Below are 26,941 nucleotides of genomic sequence, written 5' to 3'. Positions count from 1 at the left end.
GCCTGACCAAAACCCCGCCATTGTCCCCCCAGACTGGCGGCTATCAGGCGGCCGTAGCCCTGTGTATCGGTCAAATCGGCGCTTTTCCCTTCAAAGACCGTCTTAGCCAACGCATTCGCCATTGCCGACGGGTCATCACTGTTGTTCATCTGTTGCAGTTTCAGCCGCACTTCGGTTAGCCGCGTGAGAAAAGTTTGCAAATTCAGGGTGCTGTCGGCCTTCATTTCCCCGGCCGCCTGATGTTCTCCCATTAGCGCCAGTAACGGCCCAAAGGTCTCGTTCATTGGATCGCGCACACTGACCGTCTGTTGATCAATCATTCGCGGCGTTTTTTTATTCAGCAACGTCTTGGCGGATTTCACCAACGAGTCCGATAAACTCGGCCCCTGTTGCCCGGTCTTCCCCTGATAGGCCAGCGTGTTCATCAACGCAATCAGCGGCGACTGACGCCTGTCCGCCATCAGGGTTAGCTGGTCGATAACATCCGACAAATTCCGGGTTTTATGCCAGCGCAGACTGTTGAGAAAATCCTGCCACACGCCGGCAAAATCAGTGAAGTAACGGGCGGTCAAGCGGGCTTTCAGCTCTTCGGGTGACACCGCAGCCGAGACTGTCTGACGGTTATCACTCAGCACCCAGTCAATCGCTTCCTTACGTGACGCCACCGCTTCCGCTATCGCTTTTTGTATCCCGCCTTCCCACGCCTGACGGGTAAACATCCCCGGTATCACGCGGGAGGTGGTAAACAGCCGTTCAGCGTCAGTGTCGCCGGTCATTTGGTTGAGTGTCAGGTCCGCGTAATTTTTCTCCACCGATTGCAGCATCTGCTGGTAGAGCGCCGCTTCGGCATTGTGCCTACCGAGCTGGAGCAGCAACAACTGACGCGCCTGTTTAACCAGCGCTTTATCCGGCGTTATCCGCCATTCGGGATGCGCGGGCAGATTCTCCGCATAAAACCTCCACAAATCCAACGACGCGTCCAGCCAGACGCCGGGGGCAATGCCGGCCCGCTCAGGTTCATTTTCATTCAGTATTCGGGTTAAAAACGCGGCATCCGCTTTTTCCGGCTGCGCCATCATCAGATAAGCTTTCAACTGGTCGTGACCGGCTTGCGCCCATTTAGCCCGCAAAGGGCTGCCCGGCGGTAAATTCACCAATGCGCTCAGTTTCGCATGCAGCACCGCAGCGGCTTTGTCCCGTATCAGGCGGTTATTGATCTGCGCATAATAGGGCAGCACTGTCGTCAACAGTTTCTGATTCTGACTCAAGCTAAAACGCTCATACCACGGCACGCCATGTTCAGCCCGGTATTGCAGCCGTTCCACCTCGTTACGCAGCTCCTTTAAAGCTATCAACTGGGCATCAGAATTCTCCGGCTGAGTTTTGAGGTCAGTTACCACCGCCTGCACCTCGACTATCTGGTCACGGTTGGTGAAAAGGGAGAGCACCATGCCGGCGCCCCACAATAAGCCCAGCGCCATCAGGCCATAACAAACGGTCTGTGTGCGGAGCATGCCAACCCGCTGGCCGTGGAAACGACGACTGCCCTCCAACACCCCCTGCCAGGCGGTGTCGGGCAGCCAGATCTGCGGGATGCGAGTCGTCAGCGCCTTGAGCGGCAAACTGAACATCAAACCACGCAGCAAGACCACATCGCCATACTCCGCTAACCACGGCGTCAGGACCTGTTTCCAGTGAGCAATCCCCCGTTGTTTCAAGTTCGCTGACAGACGACAGAGAAAATCGTGGGCCGTCTTCTCCAGCAGTTGCTGCATCCCGCGCTCGCGCAACGGGTCAACCAATTCTTGCAACTGTGTCTCTACAATATCCGGGGTACAGCGTTCAGGAAAAAAGCAGCCGACGGCCTGAGTGATACGATCTTCCTGAGACCAGACGCTGTGACACACCTGCCACAGGTAGACCGGCGCCTGCCAGCGCAACTGTTGGGCCTGTTTTTGCAACATCCGCAAAGCCTTATCCATCAACACCGGCTGCGCGCTTTGGTTTTCGGTCAGCGCCCAGACAATACCATTGAGCGGCCGGTAACGGCGCAGGCGACGCAGCGCCATCAACTGAGCGATATCCAGTTCAGCTTGCAAACTGCCGCCCCAGAGCAACAACGAGCGATAACCTTCCTGCCAATACGCCGTGGTCAGCCCCGGCGCGATGGCTTCCACCTGCTCCACTTCGCCCACCACCAGTAAAATGCGGACTCTATACCACCAGAACCGCCCGTAACGGAGGCGCATGCGATCGCCTAAATCACTCAATACCAAAGCGGCCTGGCTAGAGCGACCCGCTGCCCGCTCGATTTCAGGTCTGAGTTTTTTCTGTGCTTTATTCTGCCGAATATGCCACCAGACAGCATTGCCAAATAAGCCTATTAATAGGATCGGAAAAACTGTGGCGTAGGCATACCATGCGGATTTAAGCAGCCCTCGCTCCTCAAGTAATGTTTGATTCAAGTAGATCAACATGAGAAATATCCCAGCAAGGCTAAGGGTAATAAAAATATACCCAAAATAGCCATATTGGTGATGACGATTAACTTTCATTGATGTAATTCCTTAGTCATTAAATAGAGGCTAGCGCTCCCCTCGGGTAATTGATTGATAACGATATGATCGCTACCGGTCAGGCTAATTGCCTCAGTTAGCATGGCTGATGCCAAAAATATCGATAGCGGCCCCGGAGGACCAAAAGTATGATCGATTAAATGAACCGAATTTTCGGTAAAAAGATTAAACGCAGAGTCATGACTGTTAATTGTCAGTTCAGTCAGAACATCATTCGTGATACCCGTTATCCAAAGGTGCCGCATGTTATTTTTATCAATACGGTTATATTCAAACAATATCTGTAAGTCTTTGATTATTTCTCCGGGTAATGAAGGTAATGTCCTTCCCATACCGGCAAGGACAGTAAGTTTTTCCTGCGTGGCAAATTTTGTCGACGAAAATAATTGAGCCGAGACAAATTCGCTGTAGGCTTTCTTATTGTTTTCAGAAGGCCAGCACTGGAATGCAATAACCATTATCAGCCCTTCAAAATCATCCTTATCGTATAATTTATCGATCTCATCTCGGTTTATTATCGGTAAGATGCTTATTTTCCACTGTTGATATATCGCAGATTCATACAACGAGTGATCGTCGGAAGCAATATAAATCTGGCGTAAAAGAGAACGATAACCCGGACATTGTTGTTCAAAATCCTGATCAATTTTAGCTAATAATTGCCGCTTATCGCTCGATGGCAGAGATAATGCCCGTCCTTGTTCAGGAAAAGCAGGAATCTCTTTCGCATCACCTAACAGTGGCGCAATACCTTGTTGCTCAGGCGTCAGAATAATATTACCGATCACCGCCAGTTGTTTTCTGCTCCATTGCTGCCATTGGAAACGAGTTTCAGCACTGGCTTCTTCCCAAGCGTATGCTGCCGCGCAATATTGCTCATAGCGATTTAATACCGCACCAAATAACAGCAGCCACACCAGAAAGGACGGTAAGCTGCTATAAATCGCCGCGTGATAGAAATCGGTGGTATCTTTTAGCACAGCGTAAACCAATGTGCCGACAATCAATATCAAAAGTAAAATGATAAACCATAATCGATAACGCAAAGGCGCCACGACTTTAAGTTCCGGTATTTCAGGAATAGGCCAACTCATAATAATAACTCGATATTATCCTGGGTAATGGAATCGAAAACGGGCAACAACAATCATATATCACCATTGAATGCATACCCTGTTTCGCATTTAAATAAAAAATCAGGCCACCGATTAATTTAACCGGTTTGTCCTTATCATAGAACGTTAACGCTGTCACGCTTACGATTCTACTTTGATCAGTGATATGGCTGATAAACATAATTATCTCCTCATATTCTCATCCGTTTAACCATATAATTTTATCCATACTATGAAGAAGATAAGAGAGCCACTCATTAATACAGCGGCAAAAATCAAGAATGACGCACGCCAGTATTTCTTATCTTTAATGCTTTTCTTTATCCGACAAATGGCAGATACATCAAGCATCACAATTATCGGCCAAGTGTAAAATAATATTAAAAGATAGACTAATAATGCCGATCCCCAAAAACCAAAACTAATCACATCTAACCTCACTAACTGATTATTTCTTTAAACATCTGGTTTCTCCTTCTGCTGATGGTTAACCCTTACATCCCTATAAGGAGTTTTATTTGAAGCATGTTATTGCCGTTTAAAAGCACCGGGCCTTTTACGAAAAGTACTTGTTACCGCATCCCAAAACTTTATCAGTTCATTTTCACTGAACGGCGTTGCGGATAACCGATCATTTCTCAGATTAATTCTAACAAAAGGGTTCTTATAATCCCCGATTGTTTCATTAGCAATTAAAATAAATTTATATCCCGGAATTTTGGTTTCCGGTTCATCAATTTTTTCTGTCGAAGCGGTCGTTAAAACTTCCTCCGTATAAGTGCCATTAATTTCCCGTTTCTCTTTCCTTATTATCTTAGCATGCATGGCCAAAAACATACCTTCCATTCCCCTCAGACGCTCTAACAGATGGTCTTTCTCTTGAAGATCATTCAATATTTCAACACTGAAAGTAAAATGATCACTTTCATCTCGCTTATAGACAAAAGTCATATTCTCTTTCTCATCATGACTGCCAGTAATAAAACCATCAGGAATACAGGTACCTGCCTCTGTAGGAATTTCTGTATCTTTCCGGCCGCTGATTCTGGATAACAGTCTTTTCATCTTCTCCAGGGTTTGATATAATTGATTGTATTGCCTTTCAGAAAATCCACCTCTGATATAATCGTCCCTATCTTCTTTATACTTATCATCTGATAACTCAGTAAACTCCATTGTCACAATAAAAGCGACACCATGACTATACAAATGCGCTTCTAATACTCTGGCATAACCAGGAATACCTGAACTTTCATTCCTGTCGAAGATTACACCTTCCATATCATCCGGGAGGCGATAGACTTTCTTTAAAAAAGGCATATCTTTTGGTTTAACAAATTGCATTTTTTTTAACTCCTGCTCTCTTGCCTCTATCCGATATTCAAATTCAGGCGGGTACAAGCGTTCAGTTTCTATTCTCGCATCACCAATAAATATCCCTCGATTGGCAACATTTTCAAATCCAGCAGGAAGATCTATCAAATAACGGCCAACACAACGGGGCTGCATATTCGCTAACATTTCAGTTGTCACTTTCTTTTCCTTTTCAGTTAAAATCGGGTAATAAAATACGGGCATATACCACCATAAGATATAAATAACCGCTAAAGTCAGTAAGGTCGTTTTCCTATTCAATTTTCACCGCCTGCACCATCTTCACAATTGAGCGTAAGGTGAATAACCGGGCAAAAGTCTCTTCCGTCTCGCTATTTCCTTTATATGCACCTTCATGGTCAACTTCTGTTGCCAGCAAGCCACGTAAATATTCGGTGGTAATACGGCCAGACTTCACCGGCACCGTCCCATCTCCCGGCTCTTTGGGTGGCACCAGCTTAAAAGTTTTCGCCGCAATATCCTGAAAAGAAGGGCCAACAGAAAACTGCACCATACGGGTTGTGCCCGTATCCAGGTTATAAGGATCGTATATTGGCCGATCAAATGTCAGGCCGGAATAATCTTCCGTTTTATTGTAATAATCCTTACTGGCTTCTTGCCAGGAGATAACTCCATAGGATAAATGTTTCTCGCTGGCGCCATAAAAGGCATAAGTATTCGGATGATACTTACTGGTTAACTCTTCAATAAACGGCTTAACTATTTTTTTCATTAATCGCCAGTAATTACTCCAGCTTTCCTCATCTTTCCACTTATCTGTCCATTTATCCTTTTTATCCGGGTTTAAAAACCGGGTTTCACATAATCCCCACCATCGGTTCTTCTCCAGATAAATTTCCTTATACGGGTCGGATTCCGGCAATTTGTGTATCATTTTACCATCGGCGATATGTAACCAGCCTTTACCATACGCTTTTCCCGGCAGGAGCTGTAAAGGGCCGGGAGATTGTGCCAACACCGGGGTCATCGCCGCGCCATTACTGCCGATAACCAGTCCAACACTTCCATCTTCACCGGTTTTCATCCTTTTATAGGTGGTCGGGGCCCCCGTAGCAGGCATCACTCCATGCACAATGCCTAAAATTTTATCTCTGCCATTCAGCAGTTCTGAATAATAACGAGCAACCAGCCCCCCCATTGAATGAGTAACTAAAATCACCTTTTTGGTTGCACACCGTTTACCATAGAAAGCTAAAACCTTATCCACATATTCCGCCAGCCGCTTGGCAGACTCCTTATTAGATTGCAACCAGTTATAGCCCATCACATGAACCGGGTAGAGAAAATCATAACTATGGTCAACCTCTGCCTCGGTCAGCGGCTCTTCCCCCCACTCCGCATTCAAACTCATATCAACCATACGTTGCCGAAGGGTTTTTTCCCCCTTCCCGGCCAGACAATACTCAAAGGCCAGACGCTCATCATCCAACACCGCTTGAAGCCAGGGCAGGAATGTGCCATAGCTGATATGAACTATCTCCCCCCAACCACGCTGCTTGCAAGTCTGGAATTTATTCTTCTCAGTGTGATCAGGTGTAATATCCCCGGAATCATCAACCTCTGTTTTATTTGGGTCTAAAGTTTTCTTCCTGTAAGACGCACCCGAGCACATCCAACCTAAAACATCAAAACTTAATATCCTGTTTAGCCGCCAAACTGACTCCCCCTCTGTCGATTTCAAATTACTCCCCATCACCCCCGGCAGAAAAATCACCGGGATCACTTTAGTCGCGTATTTCAAACACGTCGCCACCAGATTTTCTTCAATTCTGGCATTCGGCACGTTGTAATAAGGGAGACCAAGTTCATCATATTCAGGGTGAATAAAAATCTCGTTTTCCTTCGGTTCACTCATCATTTACTCCTCATCTTTTATTTTCAATTGACTGATTTCCACCCCAACCTGTTTTTGCAAAGGGGTTTTTCCATTCTGTATGGTTGATAATGCCCGTACGCCGCCATCTTCGGCATGGAACTGCATATTCTGACGGTCTAACGGAGAAACCTTATAAGCCCGTACAGCCTTCGGCGTTACAGCATAATTCGCGGTTTGCCATTGCTGTACTGTCTGACTAACACTCTGCCCGCCAAACTTCTGCCACGCTGTCGCCCGTTGGATGATGTGATTGGGCGCCCCACATTCCACCTGACCATTCCCTATTCGGATATAACCACCGCCACTGACCAACAAAATCTCCTGTTTGGCACTGATGATCACTTTCCCTTCATGGCTATTCACCGTGATATCTTTCAGTGCCGCCAGCCCCATTGCATCACCCTGCGCTTCAATCTCTACCCGGCCTTTGCTGGCAAACAGTTTGATGCCCAGTTTTTGGGCAAACAGGCTGATCCTTTCACCCGCCGCTACCGTGAATTTTTTCAACACACTGAAATCGGCATTTTTCCCACTGGTGGCGATAATATTTTCCCCGGCCGCCAACTGGAGGCTTTTTGCCGTCGTCTGCGCGATACCCTCCGGCGCAGAGAGTAACAGCGCGGATTTTTTCAGTTCAGCTAACGTTTCACTTAACAGCGCCTTCTGTTGCTGCAAATCCGCCAGTTCCGCTTTAGCGATTTCAGCCGCGCCGCATAATGCCTCGGTTAAGGTCTGCGCTTGTTGAAGTTGATTCAGCGCCGCCTCCATCGCCAGCACCTCACCCCCCGCTTTGGCCTGTTTATCCGCACTGATAAACAACCCTTTACCGGCCCGGATCACGCCCCAGTCGTCGGTGCGCAGCTCAAAGCCTTCTCCCCGTTTCTCCGGGTGTGGGCGCTGGCTATCAACGAGATGACCTAGGTTCAACTGGCTTTTACCGCCGTATTCGGTACTCAGTTTGATATGTTCCCGACCGCGTTCGTCACCCATCCGCAGTTTGTTATTCGACGGGGTGCGCAGAATGTTGCATTTGTAGTTGTAGAGATTGACGTGATCCGGGTGCTCCGAGTCATGCAGGGAATAGGCGATATAGGGCCGGTCCGGGTCGCCCCCTTCAAAGGCGATCGCCACTTCGGTGCCTTCCAGCAACGGCCAGTGAAAGCCATACTTCTCCCCCGCATACGGACGCGCTAGACGCACCCACAGGCTTTCGCCTCCTTGCGGCCATTTCTCCCGGTCAAAGTTAAACGACACCCGATATAAGCCGTCTTTGTCGATATCGCCGTAGATATCATTCACTTTCGTGCTGCTCACCCGCGCGGGTATCGTGCCCGCCATCACCGGTTTCGGCACCCTCTCCGGGCGAAAGCAGACGGTTTCAGAATAAGGAATGGCGGTAAACGCCATTTCAAAACTGCTGTCCCGGCGAGCGCTGTTGGTGATCTGGGTGATGATCGCCCCTTTGCGAAACGCTTCCGGGGCGTCCCCTTTCACTTTCAGTTCCTGCCCCGGCACCAGCGTGGCGGAGGTGGTCATTCCCCGCAGGCGAATGCGTTGATTCAGGTAACGCTCGTGATGCAGGCGGGCATAAAACACTCCACTTTCCGTCTCCGGTTGATAGGCGTAACGGTCGCCGGGTATCCGGTAGTCATCACGGTAATGGTATGCTTCACCATAGGTGGTGCGGTCGCCCCGTGCCACATCCGCCTCGGTGTTCAGGCCGGGATACGGCCGGGCATCGTGGTAGTCATAATTGCGGGTCGCGACTTTTCCCTCCACCACCTGATACGCGGTTTCCATGTCCCAGACCACGGCGTCCTCCTCGCCGTGCATACCCGATGGATTGCGGGCAGGCAGGTAGACGTTGAACTGGTAGTCACGCTGGTCGTCGTAAAACTCCACCACATCGATATTTAATCGGTCATCGGCGGTCACTTTGTACCAGATACCCACTTCCGCCAGCAGGCGCTGGATAAAGCGCAGGTCATCTTCGCCATACTGCATCACCTGTTCCCGCCTCGGGTAGTTGTACGCCAGACTGAACAGGAAGTCCTGCCCGCGAAATCCGTGACGATCCCGCAGGATTTTTTCCACAATCTCCGGCACCGACAGTTTTTGGTAGATGGCGTATTGATGGCTTCTCGCCAGCAGCGCCAGTCGCGGCTCGAGCGTCACTTCGTAACGGCTTTCGTCCCGCGAGGTGGAGAGCAGTTTAAAACCGCTGATCACCCCGTAAACCGAGCGCAATGGCGCCGGCGGTTCGATCGGCCAGCCCCGGATACCCGGATTGATTTCAGGCGAAGTCAGGGTAAATGCAGCCTGCTGCATCAGCATCTGTGCCGGTTCAATCCCTTTCTCCGCACTGGTGAATTCGATGGCATAGCGAAACGGCTGGCTTAAGGCTTCCTGCCCGGTAAAGGCCAGCACATCCAGCGGGGCTCTATTGTGCCACACTTTTAGTCTGTAACGACTGTGATCAAAGATAATCACCGGTGTTGAATACGTCATATTTTCTCCTAAATCTTCTGCGATCATGAGTAAATGATAAGAACTCAATATAGGGCCATGTCATTATGGTTATATCGGGAAGCAACCCACACCGGTATTTCCCGGTCGGCAGTTAACTGAGCCGTAAATATTTACATGTGTCATTCATGTTTTCGCAATACATCAACACATGAACAGGATGAGCGATTTCTAAATTTTCCTATCTTCTTGGCGGGTGCTTATAAAGATCAACTCTTTTTTTCAAAAAAATACGATTTTTAATGTACACCCCTTATCTCTGCCGATATAACAGCATGTCGGACAGAATATTTAGACTCCATAAACAGTAACATGACATTTATTGACAAAAATAAGCTTGCATTGATTGCCATAAAATGAGAAAGACTTGAGCATTCTGTTATAATCAGATAATCCCCTATAAGAGCAATATCCTATTTTCATTCCTATTCAATATGTTACATGGATTTCAATTTCATTATTCCTTTTTAAATATCACGCATCAATTCACTGTAAAAAAGAATAATTCTCATTCATGCTATACGAATAACAAGATATCCAGTGATGCAAGATAAAAAAAACAGACCAACCTTGTCGCCACAAGGCAAGTGTAAAGGCGCTACCACGAATACAATCCGATGGATTAATCAGAATATTGTTAATGATACTCTCTCAGGATATCTACCCTTTTACTGTCCCAAGAATTAGCAATTCGATTAACCGATTCAAACAACCTATTATCAAGAATGAGTGTAAATTACATTTCATGCTGATATGCCCACCATTTATTCCTTAATCTTCTACAGCAAGATAAATTATTTGTAGAGCAGGACAATTCTCTTAATTAGCCGATAATAAAGTCAATATTTTTTTTATCATAAAATGCATTTCGTTTAATTTTCATTAAACTTCAAAATAAATCACTAAACGTTTCTCTGTAAAACAGTCAACAATCCCAATGAATATGATATTCATTGATAACATGCTCATTTGTTTTTAATGAAAATTTATTCACAAAGATAGAGATAAATGAGTACTAAGACGTGGCAAATAATTACCAATTAATCAATAAAGTAACTTTTTGATGTTAAATAAATTCATCAAGTAATGGAACTATCTACCTTGTTAAGCTGTCATAAATTGATGAGATTCATTCCCCTATAATTAAGGATAGAAACTATAATGCTAAAACAACTTATCTCAGCTACTCTGATTTTTAGTCTACTGTCAACTGCTGCACTCGCAGGAAAACCACAAAACTATCTCTACACTTCATCCGATGAGCTCGATCAATTACGTCTTCTGTTAGAACGTCAAGACATTGACGGTGTACAGGTTGTTTATAGCTGGAAACAATTGGAGAGCGAGCCAGGGAAATATGATTTTTCCGCCATCGAAAAAGATTTGTCGTTGCTTAATAGAATAAAAAAGAAGCTGTTTATTCAGATCCAAGATCGCTTTTTTGAGAAAAATGCTCGCTACATTCCATTTTATCTCCAACAAGACACAAAATATCAAGGCGGTTTAGTTGCTCAAGTTGATAATCCCGGTGAAGGCAAAGCACAAAGTTATGGTTGGGTTGCTATTCAGTGGAATACAGCGTTGCGTAAAAGCTATCAGAATCTGCTTTCCGAACTGGCAAAAGAATTTGATGGCCGTATTGCCGGGATTAATCTACCAGAAACCGCCGTTGATATTGATATGAAACAGGATAAGACTGGTTTTAGCTGTGACCGCTATTTTGCCGCCGAACTTGATAATATCAAATTTGCCCGCCAGGTATTTAAAAAATCCTACGTGGTACAATACGTTAATTTCTGGCCATGTGAATGGGATAATGATCATCAGTATATGTCTCGCTTTTTTAATTTCGCGTCGAAAAATAAGATTGGTCTCGGCGGCCCCGATATCGTACCGTATCAATCTGCTCAGATGAAAAACGCTTACCCCTTTTTCAACCGCTACAAGGGCAAACTGGATTTGGTGGCAATGGCAGTCCAGGAGCCCACGCTAACCTATACCAACCCAAAAACCAAAAAACCCTTCACTCAGCAGGAGTTTACCGATTTTGCCGAAAGCTATTTAGGGGCGAACATCATTTTTTGGAGCGCCACAACACCGTGGCTAAAGCAGTAAAACAAAGGCCATGCAGATTTGTGCATGCACAAATGGGTTGTCCTGACACCAGACAAGAATGAATAAGTATGTCAGGCTTTCGTATACGTTGCCCCAAAAGGCGAGGAACAGTCCATTTTTCCTCACCATTACCAGATATTCACTCGGAATATTCAAATAAGAATTATAAATATAAGTTTATCATTTAGGTACAGTGAAAAGTCTTTATAATTATCTCCACATAACAACAACGCGGAGCTTACAATAATCCTCTCCGCGTAGGTGAATTTTAACTCATGTCATTGACTGAATCGATGAAACGATTAAGTACACTTGAGTGCGATTTAGATTTATAAATATAACATTGATTTGCTGCACCAGGTTTTGCAATAGGAACAAAACTCAAAGCATCTCCTCCTTCCAATTCGTCAGGATGAGAATCGGTAATAAATATATAATCTCTGGAATAAATGAAATTCATGCAGCATCCCATATTATCCATCTGACGCATATTTACTTTTCCACCACTTTGAATAACTTCTTCTTCCAGGTTTTTAATGAAACTACTTTTATAAAGTACAGGATCGCATAGCCAAGTATTACTCTTGAGCAATTGCATCACATCGCCACCAGCAATATCCAATAATTCTTTTCGGCAGCAAATTCCCAATTCAGGCCCTTTTATTTTACGAATGAGACTAAAACGGTCACTTAGTATCTTTTCTGAGCTCAGAATGAGCGTGTTGCCGTCGTAATCCACTATTTCTTCAATGTTATCATAACTAAACCGGAATATATTTACCTGGGAGCTATTTCTGTCAGCTGCTTTATATAAATAAATAAGATGTTTGTTTTTCCCCCAATCGTAATAAATATTAACTATGTTACATATACTACCACTGATATGTTTTTTAGTTATTTCTTTTTCTTGTAAATAAAGATCTTTAAGATCATTATATAATTCTAAACCATCTTTAGTCAGACTCATCCCAAATTTCTCCCTTTTGAAAAGGCGCTTCCCTAATGTTGCCTCGAAGTCTTTGATTGATTTAGCTACTGGAGGAGTTGTACGGTTCATCACTCTTGCCGCTTTACTTAAAGAACCATTTTCCACCACTGCCATGAATGCTTCTAATTTACGAGAAAAAAACATAATTCACCGTTCCTATATAACTTGTGGCTAAAATAATTTCTTTGAAATAGCCTTCACCAAATGACAGCTAAATCAAGTTTGATACTGTGAAGGCATAAATTTTGTACAAAAAAACAAATACTTCTCAAACATATACCACATAAAAAAAGCGTATGTTCAATACATAGGTGGCTCAATAAACTCTATTATTCATGTTTATCATGGTTCAAAAATTAATCTCAACCAATCAACCATTAGAAAATATAAACATTACTAACGAGCTCAATTTTCTATCAAAGATTAGGATAGGGTTCTACATTTTTCAGTAATCAATTTTTGTAACACTTGAGATAAAAACGGTCTAACAGAGGCTGTTTCTCACCACAAATTATTATATTTTCCACAACAAATTATAATATTAGGGGGGCCGTTACTATTTCGTACTGACCATTGTCAATAGTTACTTTTTAAGATCCATCTGTTACTATTGTTCCTGTGTCTTTTTACTGGATGGCTGTAAAAGATGAAATTTATCTCTTTTAATATTAATGGATTACGTGCCCGCCCCCATCAGTTAGCTGCGATCGTCGAGCAACATCGACCCGATGTTATCGGCTTACAGGAAACAAAAGTTCATGACGAAGCGTTCCCTTTAGAAGAGGTGAGAGAACTTGGCTATCATGTATTTTATCACGGCCAGAAAGCCCATTACGGCGTCGCTCTGTTAACGCGCCAGGCGCCTCTTGCCGTACATCGTGGTTTTCCAGGGGATGATGAAGATGCTCAACGCCGTGTTATCATGGCAGAAATGGAAACCCCACACGGGCCATTGACCGTTATTAATGGCTATTTTCCACAGGGAGAAAGCCGTGAACATCCAGTGAAATTTCCGGCAAAAGAGAAATTTTATCAGGATCTGCAAAACTATCTGGAGCAAAACTTAACCCCTCAATCACAAGTGATTATCATGGGCGATATGAATATCAGCCCGACAGATCTGGACATCGGAATTGGTGAGAACAACCAAAAACGCTGGCTAAAAACGGGTAAATGTTCTTTCCTGCCAGAAGAGAGAGATTGGATGGATCGCCTGAAAAACTGGGGCTTGGTTGATACATTCCGCCATCTCAATCCTGAATGTAACGACCAATTTTCCTGGTTTGATTATCGCTCCAAAGGGTTTGATGATAATCGCGGGCTACGTATTGATTTATTGCTTGCAACTAAACCCTTGGTGGAGCGCTGTATCGCAACAGGTATTGACTATAAAATCCGTGAGATGGAAAAACCTTCGGACCATGCCCCTGTTTGGGCAGAATTTAAAATCTGATATTCTATTAACATAGAATATCAATCGTTTATTTTAAAATAACGTTAATTAATAATTGCTGCGCCCTATGGCGCAGCTGTTTTACTATTTTTTGTCGCTTTCGTTTTTTTCCCTCTTTTATCTTTAACCGGCAGTGGTGGTAAATCACGAAAAGCAGTTAAATTACGGTTCTGTTTAGCCTGCCAAATTAATTGCTGCAATGTCTCCTCAAGCGGCCCCATGAAATCTTGATAGCGGAACTGTTTTTCGCTGATTTGTGTTAACCGGGATTCCCAATGGGCGGTCATATCCGGTAAAGCAGCCATATCAGGCAATACATGAATCAACGCCCTACCCGCAGGTGTAGCATGAATATGGCGCCCTTGCTTATAAAGAAACTCCCGTTTAAACAGCAGTTCGATAATGCCAGCCCGTGTTGCTTCCGTCCCCAGTCCATCTGTTGCACGAAGAACTTTTTTCAGTTCCTTATCCTGTACAAAACGGGCAATTCCCGTCATAGCAGAAAGGATAGTTGCATCAGTAAACGGTTTCGGCGGTTGGGTTTGGCGCTCTACCACCTCTCCTCTTTCACACAATAATTCATCACCTTTAGCAACAACCGGTAATGGCGTTCCGTCATTCTCTTCATCACGCTCTTTATTACCAAGCAACGTTCTCCAACCTGCCTCAGCAAGAAAACGAGCTTTAGCAATAAATTTTCCACCAGCAATTTCTAATTCAATAACACATTTACGGAATATGGCATCCGGGAAAAATTGCATCAAATATTGCCTGGCAATCAAACCATAAACATTAGCCTCGTTATCTGTCAGATTTATATGACTACTTCGGGCTGTCGGGATAATTGCATGGTGAGCATCAACCTTTTTATCATCCCAACAACGATTCTTTCTATCTATTTCCAATAATTCTTGTGGCAACAGATTTGTTGCGTGAATAGATATCGCATTAAGCACTGCATGACGACCGGCAAAGTGTTCATCAGGCAAATAACGGCAATCAGAACGGGGATAAGTAATTAGCTTATGTGTTTCATACAATCGCTGACAAATATCCAACACTTGCTGCGCATTTAGGCCAAAACGCTTAGCAGCTTCAATCTGCAAAGAAGATAATGAAAATGGCAAAGGCGCGATTTCAGATTCCCGTTTATCCTGATAAGAGGTCACATAGGCTGGTTGACCGGTTATTCTGGCAACCACATGTTCAGCCAGAGGCCGGTGGATCAATCGTCCTTCTTCATCCAAAAAATCGATACAAGATTCACTTGGTTGCCAGATAGCGATAAAACGTTCATCTTTCGGCGTAACAATATGCGCTTTCACCTCAAAAAAATCTTTGGGTACGAAATGCTCAATCTCTTCATCTCGGCGGACCACTAACCCCAAAACCGGAGTCTGAACACGCCCGACAGATAATACCCCCTGATACCCTGCATTACGGCCAAGCAAGGTATAGGCGCGGGTCATATTAATGCCATACAACCAATCCGCTCTGGCTCTGGCGAGAGCTGAAACACATAGCGGAATAAAATCCCGGTTATCTCTCAACCGCTCAACCGCTCTGGTCACCGCCTGTGGATTTAGATCACTTATTAAGCAACGACGAACATTTTTACGCCTGACATCATCCAGCTTCAAAAAATCCAGAACCTCATCCACCAACAGTTGCCCTTCCCGATCCGGGTCACCGGCATGCACTATTTCATCGGCTTTTTCCAACAACGTCTGGATAATGTTGAGCTGTTTCTCAACAGAAGGTCGCGGTTTTAACTGCCATCTTTCAGGAATAATTGGAAGATCAACTAATGACCAACGGGCAAAACGACCGTCGTAGGCATCAGGTTCCGCTTGTTCCAGCAAGTGACCGATACACCAGGTAACAAACTGGTTATCGCCACAAGCAATAAAGCCATCACCACGGCGATGCGGTTTGGGTAAAATATCGGCAATCGCCCTGGCCAGGCTAGGTTTTTCTGCAATAAAAAGCCGCATGGATATTATTCATTAACCTCAATGAGTACTCTGCCTGACTGTTGCTCAGACAATTCACCAATCGCGGTCAGTTCGATGCCATGACATCGTGCAATTGCTTTCACTTCGTCAATAGCTTCTGGTAGAACAGCCAACAGCAGGCCACCGGATGTTTGTGGATCACATAACAGTTTGCGTTGAAGTTCTGTCATTTCACCAACAAGATGACCGTAACTATCAAAGTTACGCCCGGTTCCCCCCGGAACACAACCCTTTTCAATATAGGATTCCACTTCCGGCAATTTAGGCACTTTTGCAAAATGGAGAGTGGCCTGAACCCCCGATCCTTCACAAATTTCACTCAAATGCCCTAACAGACCAAACCCGGTTACATCAGTCATTGCGGTAACACCCGCCACCTCGGCAAAATCCATCCCCAACTTATTTAAACGACACATGGTTTCTATCGCGACGCCCTGATGTTCAGGCAACAGCAAGCCTTTTTTCTCCGCCGTGGTCAATACACCGATGCCAAGCGGCTTGGTCAGCAATAGCTGGCAACCCGCTTTCGCCGCGCTGTTCTGCTTCACTCGGTCAATATTAACGATACCGGTTACAGCCAGACCAAAAATAGGTTCAGGCGCATCAATAGAGTGCCCTCCCGCCAGCGTAATCCCAGCCCCTTTACACGCAGCCCGGCCACCTTCAATCACCTTACGGGCAATTTCCGGCGCCAATTTATCGATAGGCCATCCTAAAATAGCTATCGCCATGATGGGCTTACCGCCCATCGCATAAATATCACTGATAGCATTTGTGGCGGCAATGCGCCCAAAATCAAATGGATCATCTACAATCGGCATGAAGAAATCTGTCGTACTGACAATACCGGTCCCATTGCCAATATCATAAACCGCAGCATCATCACGGGTTTCATTACCAACCAGTAAATGAGGGTCAAGAAATTTTTCCTGCTCACTATGCAGAATGGTTTCCAAAACTTTTGGCGAAATTTTACAACCGCATCCAGCGCCGTGGCTGTATTGGGTAAGACGAACTTCTGTTGACATAACAGACCCCGGTTACAAGTAGCTGACAAAATTGGTCATATCCGGCGGAGTAACCTTATTGGGCGCTCTTAACACAGGCATTCCAAGGTAGAGAAAACCCACTATTTTGTCATGTTCATCACACCCCAAACCGGCACGCACGGTATTATCATCAATCCACGGACCGGTACGCCAGATACCGCCAAACCCTTGAGCCACCGCCGCCATTTGCATCGCATGTACCGCACAACCCGCGGAAACCACCTGTTCCCATTCCGGTATTTTGGAATTCTCAGCCACTTTTGCAATGACAGCGATGATTAATGGCGCGCGATAAGGCGCGCTTTTCGCTTTTTCTTCCGCATCAGTACCAAGCTGACTATCAATGGCTGCTTGATGGAGTAATCGACTGAACCGTTCAATACCTTCATCCTGCATGACAATAAAGTGCCACGGACGTAGTGCGCCATGATCAGGCGCTCTCATTCCCGCAGCCAGAATATGCTGTAATGCTTCATCTTGAGGCGCCGGGGTTGTTAAACGTGATACTGAACGTCTGTTCAACAAAAGTTCTAATGCATCCATCTTTTCTCTCCTAGATAATGTATTTTGTTATAAGCTAACATTTTCTGTTTATTTGTTAACAAATAAAAGTCCCAAAAGCTGTCTTTTCAGACAATATGCCACTATTTGAAGCTGACATTTACATGTCTGATCATTAGGATAGCTTCACTTGATCCTGTTTTTGGAGATGATATGCGTATTTTATGGAAGTTGATCGCAAGATTATTTAAATGGAGTTGGCGACTATTAAATTTTATTCGGGAAGTCATTTCAAACCTGATTTTTATCATGCTGGTTCTGGTTGTGATTGGCGGTTTTCTGCTTTATCAACAGCCAAACAAAACGGCGGATAGTTATCGGGGAGCATTATATGTCAATCTCACCGGTGTTATTGTGGATCAGGTCTCCAGCCGTACTCCATTGACTCAATTGAGCCGTGAACTGTTTGGCGCATCCGGCAATAAATTTCAGGAAAACTCCCTGTTTGATATTGTTGATAGCATTCGCCAGGCAAAAACCGATACCAAAATCACGGGTCTGGTGCTGAAACTTGATGATTTCATCGGCGCCGACCAGCCATCCATGCAGTATATCGGTAAGGCAATTAATGAGTTTAAAACTTCCGGTAAACCCGTTTATGCTATCAGTGATAGTTATAATCAGTCACAGTATTATCTGTCTACCTTTGCCGATAAAATCTATCTATCGCCACAAGGAACGGTTGGTCTTTATGGCTATTCAACCAATAACCTGTATTACAAATCCTTGCTGGACTCATTGAAAGTCACCGCGCATATTTTCCGCGTCGGCACGTATAAATCAGCCGTTGAACCGGTTATGCGTGATGATATGTCCCCCGATGCCCGCGAAGCTGATAGCCGTTGGGTCAACGGTCTGTGGCACAACTATCTCAATACTGTCGCTACCAACCGCAAACTCACTGTTGATCAGGTATTTCCAGGCGCTGATGAGATGATTGCCGGCTTACGTGCTGTTGGCGGAGACAATGCGCAATATGCGCTTAAACACAAGCTGGTCGATTATGTTGCGCCACGCAATGTCATTGAAAGCGACATGACAAAAGCCTTTGGTTGGGACGAAAAAAACCGCCACTTCAATGCTATCAGCATTTACGATTATGCACCGCAATTGGTGGAAGGCAGATCATCATCTAAAGGCAATATCGCCGTTATTGTCGCACAAGGCGCAATCGTCGATGGGCAGCAGACGCCAGGTATGGTTGGCGGTGACACAACCGCCGCTCAGATTCGTCAAGCTCGTCTGGATGATAATATCAAAGCTGTTATTCTGCGAGTAAACAGCCCTGGCGGCAGTGTGAGCGCTTCTGATGTTATTCGCACCGAACTGGCCGCGCTACGCGCAGCGAATAAACCTGTGGTGGTTTCTATGGGGGGAATGGCGGCATCCGGTGGTTACTGGATCTCTACTCCATCTAATTACATCATCGCAAACCAAAGTACGTTGACGGGTTCTATCGGTATCTTCGGTGTCATCACTACTTATGAAAACAGTCTAGAACATATTGGTATCCACACTGACGGCGTTTCCACGACGCCACTCGCGGGTATTTCTGTTACCAAAGGACTCAGCAAACAGTTCTCAGAGCTGATGCAGCTTAATATCGAAAATGGCTATAACAACTTTATCGGCCTTGTTGCTAATTCACGCCATAAAACACGTGAAGAAGTCGATAAAATTGCTCAGGGGCATGTGTGGATTGGTCATGATGCTAAAACCAATGGATTGGTCGACCAATTAGGGGATTTCGATGATGCGGTCACTAAAGCGGCTGAATTGGCAAAATTGGATAACCCAGAACTTGACTGGATGCAGCCTGAAATGTCATTCAGTGAGTTGCTGATGAGTCAGTTGACAACAACCGCGCAAGTTATCGTACCGGAAGCTGTTCAAGCCTGGCTCCCCGCTCCATTGGCGCAGGTGGCTCAGGAAGTGAAACAACAAAGTGAGTTCTATCGCCATCTGAATGATCCACAAAATCGTTATGCATTCTGTTTAAATTGCGGAGATATTCGTTAAACAGCCCATAATAATGTCTGATTCCAAGTAATAACTCGATTAATTTAGCCTGACAAATCCCTGTCAGGCTTTTTTTCTTCTGTAATACTCCTATAATCCAGCTGATCTTTTTATGAGGTACAGTCATGCAGAAGAAGTCTATTTATGTCGTCTATACTGGCGGAACTATTGGGATGCAACACTCATCTCAGGGATACATTCCCGTTTCCGGGCACTTACAGCGTCAATTAACAAAGATGCCCGAATTCCATCGACCGGAAATGCCGACATTCACCATCCGTGAACATCAACCACTGATCGATTCTTCTGATATGACCCCAGAAGACTGGCAGTTTATCGCTGATGATATCCGAGAAAATTACCATGATTATGATGGGTTCGTGATCCTGCATGGTACGGATACAATGGCATTTACGGCATCGGCCCTCTCCTTTATGTTTGAGAATCTGGGTAAGCCAGTCATTGTCACAGGGTCGCAAATCCCACTGGAAGCACTGCGCTCTGATGGGCAGACAAACTTATTGAACGCGCTTTACCTTGCCGCTAATTACCCGGTTAACGAAGTCAGCCTGTTTTTCAATAATAAACTGTTTCGTGGGAATCGGACCGTCAAAGCACATGCCGACGGTTTCGATGCTTTTGCCTCACCAAACTGTTCTCCATTAATGGAAGCCGGTATTAACATCAAAACTTTCAATGCTTGTTCTGCCCCTGCCAGTCATGGCGAGTTTATTACTCATCGGATTACCCCTCAGCCAATTGGCGTAATCACCATTTACCCTGGCCTTTCCAGTCAGGTTGTGAATAATATTTTAATGCAGCCGGTTAAGGCTCTCATCCTGCGCTCGTATGGCGTCGGAAACGCACCTCAGCACCCTGAACTACTGAAAGAGCTAAAACAGGCAACAGAGAGAGGGATCGTGGTTGTTAATTTGACTCAATGCATTTCTGGCCGAGTAAATATGGAAGGTTATGCAACAGGCCATGCTCTGGCGGAAGCAGGGGTAATCAGCGGCTACGATATGACTTTTGAAGCAACTTTAACCAAGTTGCACTATTTACTCAGTCAACCCTATAGCAATGAAAAAATTCGTTATTTAATGCAACAAAATTTACGTGGTGAATTAAGTTATCCTGATAAATAATCAAGGAAAAAGATGAAAACAGCCCTATTACTTATTGATCTACAGAACGACTTCTGTACCGGCGGCGCTTTAGCCGTAGAAGAGAGTGAACAAGTCATTGTTGCGGCAAATCAGGCAATTGATATTTGTCTGAAACACAATATCAGCATTATTGCCACTCAAGACTGGCATCCGGCTGAACATATGAGCTTCGCAGTAAATTCCGGGCAACAGATCGGTGATATCGGTATATTAAACGGTATTCCACAAGTATGGTGGCCGGTACACTGTGTTCAGGGGCAGCCAGGCGCTGATTTCCATCCACAGCTAAACAAGCAAGCCATTCTCGAAATTTTCCATAAAGGTGAAAATCCACAGATCGATAGCTACAGCGCTTTCTTTGACAACGGCCATCTGAGTAAAACCCGGCTTGATGACTGGTTGCAAGCACAGCAAATTGAACGCCTGTTTATTATCGGTATCGCGACTGATTATTGCGTGAAGTTTACTGTGCTGGATGCGCTGGCATTAGGTTATGAAACTTGGGTCATTACTGATGGTTGCCGGGGGGTTAACCTCAGCCCAAATGATAGCCAATCAGCATTTAACGAGATAAAAGAGAAAGGCGCTATATTGATAGAACTTGATCAACTAGAAAACGCTCTCCTCTGATATCAATCCAAGGTCAGGCTGAGTTTACACACTCAGCCTTTTCAACTCGCCAAAGATTATGGCTTGAATGTTGCCACCATTTCAGACTGAAAGGTCGCTTTCAGTTCTTGTTTACTCTTCATCACCAACTGACCGTCAGTACCAATCGTCATATGTTGCGGATCATGGTTATGCCTTGATTGCCATAGCATAATCATTTGCAAACTATGCTCTTTCTGCTCTACCGTTAGAGGCACGCCATCCTGCCATTTACCTAGTTCTACCGCCTGAACCAAGCGTTGATATATTTCTGGTGTCATTACAGATAACAGATCATCCAGTTCCATTGATATTTCCTCATTCATTTTCCAGAATTAGCTGAAACGATTTTTTGCGTAAATTAAGATTATGTCCGCAATAATAAAAACGATTAACCTACTGTTTTTTCGCCTGTATTTTCATCAGTAAAGCTTAATGCAGCCGAGTTGATGCAAAAACGTTCTCCTGTCGGTTGCGGGCCATCAGGGAACACATGCCCCAAATGAGCATTGCAATGACCGCAACGAACCTCAATACGATGCATATTGTGACTATTATCATCAAGATACTTCACCGCATCCTGAGTAACAGGCTGGTAAAAGCTCGGCCAACCACAACCAGAATCAAATTTAGTATCGGACATAAATAACGGCTGCTCGCAGCACAAACAATGGTACACGCCACTTTTCTTATTATGTAGTAATTTCCCTGAAAATGGCGGCTCTGTCCCGGCATTCTGGGTTACATGACGCTGAATATCAGTAAGTTCTTTACAAAGGGAAACATCAGGATTCTTAGCCATAACGACCACCTTAATAATAAGACTCATGTTCTCAATAAAATTGATTAATAATAACAAAAAATTAACATCACATCAGTGGAATTTATTTTAAGTGGTTAACAGAATCTGTCTATACCCTATGGATTTCAAGATGCATCGCGACGGCAAGGGAGCGAATCCCCGGGAGCATAGATAACTATGTGACCGGGGTGAGTGAGTGCAGCCAACAAAGAGGCAACTTGAAAGATAACGGGTATATCCTACTATTTGTGATGTGACTCGCATATCTAACCAATTAACTTTCAATATCTGTCTGTGCCTTGATAATGATGGCGGCTCAATTGCCAGTACCCGATAGCAAGCGCCTAAATGGTGAACTCAAAGCTAATGTTTTTCAGCTATTGACACGATTCCGCTTGACGGCTGGCAAGGTTTTGGTAACTTTAGTAATAATTTTTAATTCACTAAAAAATAGCTGGTGGAACACTATGACTATCAAAGTAGGTATCAACGGTTTTGGTCGTATTGGCCGTATTGTTTTCCGTGCCGCACAAGAACGCTCAGACATCGAAATCGTTGCAATCAACGATTTGCTGGACGCCGAATACATGGCTTACATGCTGAAATACGATTCAACCCACGGTCGCTTCAACGGCACTGTTGAAGTAAAAGACGGCCACCTGATTGTTAACGGCAAAACTATCCGCGTTACAGCAGAAAGAGACCCAGCTAACCTGAAATGGAATGAAGTGGGTGTTGATGTTGTTGCAGAAGCAACAGGTATCTTCCTGACTGACGAAACCGCACGTAAGCACATTGCCGCTGGTGCGAAAAAAGTTGTTCTGACCGGCCCGTCCAAAGATGACACGCCTATGTTTGTTATGGGTGTTAACCACAAAACTTACGCAGGCCAGGACATTGTTTCTAATGCTTCCTGTACCACTAACTGTCTGGCCCCGCTGGCTAAAGTTATCAATGATGAATTCGGCATTGTTGAAGGTCTGATGACCACTGTTCACGCAACAACGGCAACTCAGAAAACCGTTGACGGTCCTTCTGCGAAAGATTGGCGTGGTGGTCGTGGCGCTGCTCAAAATATCATCCCATCATCTACCGGTGCGGCTAAAGCGGTGGGTAAAGTTATCCCTGAACTGAACGGTAAACTGACTGGCATGGCTTTCCGCGTGCCTACTCCTAACGTATCGGTTGTTGACCTGACTGTGCGTCTGGAAAAACCAGCCACTTATCAACAAATCTGTGATGCCATCAAAGATGCTGCGGAAGGTGAACTGAAAGGCGTTCTGGGTTACACCGAAGATGACGTCGTATCCAACGATTTCAATGGCGAAAAACTGACTTCTGTATTTGACGCCAAAGCAGGTATCGCTCTGAACGACAACTTTGTGAAACTGGTTTCCTGGTATGACAACGAAACCGGTTACTCTAACAAAGTTCTGGATCTGATTGCTCACATCGCCAAATAACTGAGGCCTGAAAAGAGCTGCCCTTCCCCGGCAGCTCTTTTGTTTCAATCTGTATACAACATGCGTTATTCTTGGGCCATGCCATCGCCCAACTTTGATTCACAAGGTTATACGGATGAACGATAGAATCTTTTCATTACCGGTTGCAGAACAAATTTCTCCAGCGATTAGTCAACGAAATATAGATGGCTTCCCACTGATAGTCGTCGATCATCCTAAGGTTCGTGGCGCAATCAGTCTGCAAGGAGCACATCTCATCGCCTGGCAACCCAGTGGTGAGGAACCGGGATTGTGGTTAAGCAGAAAAACCATATTTGCAGCAGGTACTGCTATCCGCGGCGGTATCCCTATTTGTTGGCCTTGGTTTGGTTCCTCAAGAGCGCCAAGTCACGGTTTTGCCAGAATTCTTCCCTGGGAATTTAGCGCACATAATGAACATGAAAATGGTGTCATACTCACTTTCACGCTGAGAGACAATGAATATACCCATAAATTGTGGCCTTATGATTTTACTTTGATTGCCCGATTCAAACTGTGTGAAACCTGTGAAATGGAATTGGAAACCTATGGTGATTATCAAGCAACCTGTGCCCTACACACTTATCTGAATATTGGCGATATTAATCAAATTTCAGTCAGTGGCTTAGGTAAACATTTTATTGATACGGTTGCCGATAAAGAGCAATACACAACAACAGAGGATCTTATTTTCAACGGTCGTACTGATCATATTTATACCGAGCCAGAAGATTTTAATCTGATAAGGGATAAATCGCTGAAACGAACCATTGAAATTCACCATTATCATCACAGTGATGTTGTATGCTGGAATCCCGGCGCCCAACTATCAAACGGAATGAAAGATATGTGCAATGAAGGTTATAAGAATATGGTTTGTGTAGAAACAGCTCGTATCAATAAACCATTAATCTCTCAAGATGATAGTCCAGCCCATATTTCGGTTCTAATCCGTTGCCGGAAAGATTACCAGTAAATATCTCACTCATTCACATTAAAAAGACTGAATACTATCCCATGAATTCAGTCTCTATCCAATATTATCGCAGTGAGTAATTAAAAACTATATGTAACACCTGTCCAAACAATACTTGAATATGACTTATTAACCATCGGACTATCCTTAATTTCACTCGGTAAACGCTCAACACGTCCCATCATAAACGCAGACCATTCTTGGTTAAATTTATAATTGGCAGATAATTCCACATAGGGAGTCCAACTATCATCTGGCGTATATTTTTCTAGTCCGCTACGGCGCGATTCATTACCTTCAATACCATATTCATAACGATTTTGTTTTTTACTATTCCAAACCACACCTACCCCTGGTTGTAATGACCAATCATCACTTTTAAATTCGTACAAATAAGCCAGGTCAATCCTTATACCTTTACTTTTACTCAACGTATCCGCGGCAAAAGAGCTACGCAACGTACCCCAATCTTCAATATGACGATAGCTAAAACCGCCCATCATAGTATCATCACGACGATCCAGCTTTTTCATCTGCTTATCTTCACTATCTTTTGGGCGGAAATTTTGAGGATAGTAATAGACATCTAAAGATAACTGATCTTTTGGTTGATTCCACAAATAGTACCCGGCGGCCAAAGTATGAAAATAGAAATTGTCACTTTCATAATTAACCATTGGAACAAACAACACTTTATCTTTATTCTTCACACCCTTATAAGGTGATGCCTCAGCCAAAACAGAAGCGCCAATTGACCACTGCCCTGCATAAGCTAAAGATGAAGACAGACAAAAAGTGACGACTGTGGCTAAAATTTTAGCTTTGTTGATCATGATTAACTATTTCCTTTAAAACAATTATGCGATTAGCTATATCAAGTGTAAGAGATCATTTCCCTCATTTTCAAGTAATAATGTCCTATTTTTCTTAAAGAGCACAATATGTTTACTGCCCATCCAATTTTTCTGGCGAGAATAGATAGATTGTACAAAACAAAAATATATTAATTTGACGAAAGCGGTAACTTATTTCCTGTAATAATACCCGTCGCTAACTACTATTTGACACACTGTCTGGTATTTAACGACATGGTATTTAATGACATAAAGATACCGGGACCCGATTTGCCAATGCACACAATAATTCATAGCCAATCGTCCCGGAAATCTCGGCCACATCATCCACCGGCAAATTTTGCCCCCATAATTCAACAGAACTACCAATTTGGGCCTGCGGACAAGGCGTTAAATCCACCGACAACATATCCATTGATACTGTACCTAATACTTTGGTCCTAACACCATCGACAATAATCGGCATCTCCGTCATTGCACGACGGGGATAACCATCAGCATAGCCACAGGCAACTGTACCAACTCGCATAGGACCCGGTGCTGTATATTCACTACCATAACCAATTTTGTCTCCTGCTTTGAGATTCTGAATGGCAATAATTTCACTTTGCAGGCTCATCACTGCTTTCAATCCAATATCGGCAATATCTTTCCACTTTCCACTCGGTGAAGCGCCATACAACACAATACCGGGACGTACCCAATCTCGATGAGTTTGTGGATACCACAAAGAAGCGGCTGAATTAGCCAGGCATTGAGAAATATCCAATCCATGACTAACCGAATTAATAACATTAAGTTGTTCAGCAACGCTAATCTCCTTATTATCCTTATCCGCATTCGCAAAATGTGACATTAATGTTATTTGCCCAATTTGCCGGATACGCTTTGCCGATAACAAAACCGCTCTATATTGATCCGCAGGAAACCCCAATCGATTCATACCGCTATTGAGTTTGAGATAAATATCGATTGGTTTACTTAAATTGGCCATCTCTATTGCTTTCAGTTGCCAATGACTATGCACTACTGTTATTAGCCGATATTCATCAATTATCGACAAATCTTCGGGTTTAAAAAATCCTTCCAATAGCAAGATTGGCCCCTGCCACCCCCGCTCCCGTAATAAAATCGCCTCATTAAAATCAAGTAAAGCAAATCCATCAGCCTGATCGAGATACTGCCATATGCAATTCAAACCATGCCCATAAGCATTTGCTTTAACGACAGCCCAGATTTTACTATTACCGATCTTATTACGAATAATCGCCAGATTATTTCCCAATGCATCAAGATGAATCGTTGCCGAAATCGGACGTGGCATAT

22 protein-coding genes are annotated in these 26,941 nt (G+C 44.4%); 8 read left to right on the top strand and 14 right to left on the bottom strand.

Translation table 11 applies throughout. The features are described 5' to 3' along the window. Both EAE93_RS24460 and EAE93_RS24455 read right to left on the bottom strand, forming a co-directional pair. Positions 1-1,451, bottom strand: a 1,451-nt coding sequence (locus tag EAE93_RS24460) for an ImcF-related family protein (RefSeq protein ID WP_250150938.1), incomplete at its 3' end; no start/stop codon positions are given. Continuing rightward, positions 1,423-1,674 (bottom strand): hypothetical protein, encoded by a 252-nt coding sequence (locus EAE93_RS24455; RefSeq protein ID WP_250150937.1) that lies wholly within the window; start codon positions 1,672-1,674, stop codon positions 1,423-1,425. The genes EAE93_RS24455 and EAE93_RS24460, both read right to left, overlap by 29 nt. A 71-nt stretch (positions 1,675-1,745) precedes the next feature. On the opposite strand from EAE93_RS24455, the gene EAE93_RS24450 reads away from it, so the two are divergent. Then, on the top strand, positions 1,746-2,204 hold the full coding sequence (locus EAE93_RS24450) for a hypothetical protein (protein ID WP_250150936.1): 459 nt from the start codon (positions 1,746-1,748) through the stop codon (positions 2,202-2,204). A 347-nt stretch (positions 2,205-2,551) separates the two neighbouring features. Here the strand turns inward: EAE93_RS24450 and EAE93_RS08285 are convergent, their stop codons facing one another. The 4 genes from EAE93_RS08285 to EAE93_RS08270 form a co-directional block, all read right to left on the bottom strand. Further along, on the bottom strand, positions 2,552-3,670 hold the full coding sequence (locus tag EAE93_RS08285) for a hypothetical protein (protein ID WP_214039481.1): 1,119 nt from the start codon (positions 3,668-3,670) through the stop codon (positions 2,552-2,554). 549 nt (positions 3,671-4,219) lie between these two features. Further along, positions 4,220-5,224, bottom strand: a complete 1,005-nt coding sequence (locus tag EAE93_RS08280; RefSeq protein WP_235319346.1) for a T6SS immunity protein Tli4 family protein — start codon at positions 5,222-5,224, stop codon at positions 4,220-4,222. A gap of 94 nt (positions 5,225-5,318) precedes the next feature. After that, positions 5,319-6,941, bottom strand: a complete 1,623-nt coding sequence (locus EAE93_RS08275) for an esterase/lipase family protein (protein WP_214039479.1) — start codon at positions 6,939-6,941, stop codon at positions 5,319-5,321. Positions 6,942-6,944: 3 nt separating this feature from the next. Then, a complete protein-coding gene (locus tag EAE93_RS08270; RefSeq protein WP_214039478.1) occupies positions 6,945-9,470 on the bottom strand; it encodes a type VI secretion system Vgr family protein in 2,526 nt (841 codons plus the stop codon). A gap of 1,176 nt (positions 9,471-10,646) precedes the next feature. On the opposite strand from EAE93_RS08270, the gene EAE93_RS08265 reads away from it, so the two are divergent. Continuing rightward, a complete protein-coding gene (locus EAE93_RS08265) occupies positions 10,647-11,603 on the top strand; it encodes a hypothetical protein (protein ID WP_105398721.1) in 957 nt (318 codons plus the stop codon). 268 nt (positions 11,604-11,871) lie between these two features. Here EAE93_RS08265 and EAE93_RS08260 read toward each other — a convergent pair whose 3' ends face one another. Continuing rightward, the gene (locus EAE93_RS08260) at positions 11,872-12,735 is read right to left on the bottom strand and encodes a helix-turn-helix domain-containing protein (RefSeq protein ID WP_036780805.1); all 864 of its coding nucleotides are present in this window, start codon (positions 12,733-12,735) and stop codon (positions 11,872-11,874) included. 502 nt (positions 12,736-13,237) lie between these two features. On the opposite strand from EAE93_RS08260, the gene xthA reads away from it, so the two are divergent. Continuing rightward, entirely contained in the window at positions 13,238-14,044 is an 807-nt protein-coding gene (gene xthA, locus EAE93_RS08255; RefSeq protein ID WP_036805539.1) for an exodeoxyribonuclease III, read from the top strand. Positions 14,045-14,109: 65 nt separating this feature from the next. On the opposite strand, the gene EAE93_RS08250 is transcribed toward xthA, so the two are convergent. From EAE93_RS08250 to EAE93_RS08240, 3 genes are read right to left on the bottom strand one after another with little or no spacing between them, the layout of a single operon-like run. Continuing rightward, positions 14,110-16,038, bottom strand: a complete 1,929-nt coding sequence (locus tag EAE93_RS08250) for a DNA topoisomerase III (RefSeq protein WP_036780803.1) — start codon at positions 16,036-16,038, stop codon at positions 14,110-14,112. 5 nt (positions 16,039-16,043) lie between these two features. Beyond that, a complete protein-coding gene (gene selD / locus EAE93_RS08245) occupies positions 16,044-17,087 on the bottom strand; it encodes a selenide, water dikinase SelD (protein WP_214039477.1) in 1,044 nt (347 codons plus the stop codon). A 12-nt stretch (positions 17,088-17,099) separates the two neighbouring features. Beyond that, positions 17,100-17,651, bottom strand: a complete 552-nt coding sequence (locus EAE93_RS08240) for an NAD(P)H nitroreductase (RefSeq protein ID WP_214039476.1) — start codon at positions 17,649-17,651, stop codon at positions 17,100-17,102. Between the two features lie 171 nt (positions 17,652-17,822). On the opposite strand from EAE93_RS08240, the gene sppA reads away from it, so the two are divergent. The 3 genes from sppA to pncA all read left to right on the top strand — a co-directional run bounded on the left by sppA (position 17,823) and on the right by pncA (position 21,484). Beyond that, the gene (gene sppA, locus EAE93_RS08235) at positions 17,823-19,688 is read left to right on the top strand and encodes a signal peptide peptidase SppA (RefSeq protein WP_214039475.1); all 1,866 of its coding nucleotides are present in this window, start codon (positions 17,823-17,825) and stop codon (positions 19,686-19,688) included. A 125-nt stretch (positions 19,689-19,813) separates the two neighbouring features. Then, positions 19,814-20,833: an asparaginase gene (gene ansA, locus EAE93_RS08230; protein WP_036780798.1), complete on the top strand. Its 1,020-nt coding sequence runs from the start codon at positions 19,814-19,816 to the stop codon at positions 20,831-20,833. Between the two features lie 12 nt (positions 20,834-20,845). Then, complete coding sequence (gene pncA, locus EAE93_RS08225) at positions 20,846-21,484, top strand: bifunctional nicotinamidase/pyrazinamidase (RefSeq protein WP_036780797.1); 639 nt, start codon at positions 20,846-20,848, stop codon at positions 21,482-21,484. A 56-nt stretch (positions 21,485-21,540) separates the two neighbouring features. Here pncA and EAE93_RS08220 read toward each other — a convergent pair whose 3' ends face one another. Continuing rightward, positions 21,541-21,810 (bottom strand): YeaC family protein, encoded by a 270-nt coding sequence (locus EAE93_RS08220; RefSeq protein WP_036780796.1) that lies wholly within the window; start codon positions 21,808-21,810, stop codon positions 21,541-21,543. A gap of 83 nt (positions 21,811-21,893) precedes the next feature. Next, positions 21,894-22,304 (bottom strand): peptide-methionine (R)-S-oxide reductase MsrB, encoded by a 411-nt coding sequence (gene msrB / locus EAE93_RS08215; RefSeq protein WP_040154000.1) that lies wholly within the window; start codon positions 22,302-22,304, stop codon positions 21,894-21,896. Positions 22,305-22,771: 467 nt separating this feature from the next. Between msrB and gapA the strand changes: the two genes are divergently transcribed. After that, the gene (gene gapA / locus EAE93_RS08210) at positions 22,772-23,767 is read left to right on the top strand and encodes a glyceraldehyde-3-phosphate dehydrogenase (protein WP_105398769.1); all 996 of its coding nucleotides are present in this window, start codon (positions 22,772-22,774) and stop codon (positions 23,765-23,767) included. Positions 23,768-23,882: 115 nt separating this feature from the next. Further along, complete coding sequence (locus EAE93_RS08205; RefSeq protein WP_110087401.1) at positions 23,883-24,761, top strand: D-hexose-6-phosphate mutarotase; 879 nt, start codon at positions 23,883-23,885, stop codon at positions 24,759-24,761. An 80-nt stretch (positions 24,762-24,841) separates the two neighbouring features. Here EAE93_RS08205 and EAE93_RS08200 read toward each other — a convergent pair whose 3' ends face one another. Continuing rightward, positions 24,842-25,594 carry a MipA/OmpV family protein gene (locus tag EAE93_RS08200; protein ID WP_214039474.1) on the bottom strand — a complete coding sequence of 251 codons (753 nt, stop codon included), beginning with the start codon at positions 25,592-25,594 and terminating at the stop codon, positions 24,842-24,844. Positions 25,595-25,856: 262 nt separating this feature from the next. Then, the gene (alr, locus tag EAE93_RS08195) at positions 25,857-26,939 is read right to left on the bottom strand and encodes an alanine racemase (RefSeq protein ID WP_214039473.1); all 1,083 of its coding nucleotides are present in this window, start codon (positions 26,937-26,939) and stop codon (positions 25,857-25,859) included. Positions 26,940-26,941 lie beyond the last annotated feature (2 nt).

Origin of the sequence: Photorhabdus akhurstii (assembly GCF_018448925.1) — a bacterium.
In the GTDB taxonomy this organism is placed as follows: Bacteria; Pseudomonadota; Gammaproteobacteria; order Enterobacterales; family Enterobacteriaceae; genus Photorhabdus; species Photorhabdus akhurstii.
The sequence above is the reverse complement of the archived record's forward strand: the minus strand, read 5'-3'. Positions and strand labels throughout refer to the sequence as shown.

Coding starts and splice junctions, on each gene's coding strand:
- EAE93_RS08285 (WP_214039481.1), bottom strand. CDS start 3,670: ATGAGTTGGCCTATTCCTGAAATACCGGAACTTAAAGTCGTGGCGCCT.
- EAE93_RS08275 (WP_214039479.1), bottom strand. CDS start 6,941: ATGAGTGAACCGAAGGAAAACGAGATTTTTATTCACCCTGAATATGAT.
- EAE93_RS08270 (WP_214039478.1), bottom strand. CDS start 9,470: ATGACGTATTCAACACCGGTGATTATCTTTGATCACAGTCGTTACAGA.
- EAE93_RS08260 (WP_036780805.1), bottom strand. CDS start 12,735: ATGTTTTTTTCTCGTAAATTAGAAGCATTCATGGCAGTGGTGGAAAAT.
- xthA (WP_036805539.1), top strand. CDS start 13,238: ATGAAATTTATCTCTTTTAATATTAATGGATTACGTGCCCGCCCCCAT.
- EAE93_RS08250 (WP_036780803.1), bottom strand. CDS start 16,038: ATGCGGCTTTTTATTGCAGAAAAACCTAGCCTGGCCAGGGCGATTGCC.
- selD (WP_214039477.1), bottom strand. CDS start 17,087: ATGTCAACAGAAGTTCGTCTTACCCAATACAGCCACGGCGCTGGATGC.
- EAE93_RS08240 (WP_214039476.1), bottom strand. CDS start 17,651: ATGGATGCATTAGAACTTTTGTTGAACAGACGTTCAGTATCACGTTTA.
- sppA (WP_214039475.1), top strand. CDS start 17,823: ATGCGTATTTTATGGAAGTTGATCGCAAGATTATTTAAATGGAGTTGG.
- ansA (WP_036780798.1), top strand. CDS start 19,814: ATGCAGAAGAAGTCTATTTATGTCGTCTATACTGGCGGAACTATTGGG.
- pncA (WP_036780797.1), top strand. CDS start 20,846: ATGAAAACAGCCCTATTACTTATTGATCTACAGAACGACTTCTGTACC.
- EAE93_RS08220 (WP_036780796.1), bottom strand. CDS start 21,810: ATGGAACTGGATGATCTGTTATCTGTAATGACACCAGAAATATATCAA.
- msrB (WP_040154000.1), bottom strand. CDS start 22,304: ATGGCTAAGAATCCTGATGTTTCCCTTTGTAAAGAACTTACTGATATT.
- gapA (WP_105398769.1), top strand. CDS start 22,772: ATGACTATCAAAGTAGGTATCAACGGTTTTGGTCGTATTGGCCGTATT.
- EAE93_RS08205 (WP_110087401.1), top strand. CDS start 23,883: ATGAACGATAGAATCTTTTCATTACCGGTTGCAGAACAAATTTCTCCA.
- EAE93_RS08200 (WP_214039474.1), bottom strand. CDS start 25,594: ATGATCAACAAAGCTAAAATTTTAGCCACAGTCGTCACTTTTTGTCTG.
- alr (WP_214039473.1), bottom strand. CDS start 26,939: ATGCCACGTCCGATTTCGGCAACGATTCATCTTGATGCATTGGGAAAT.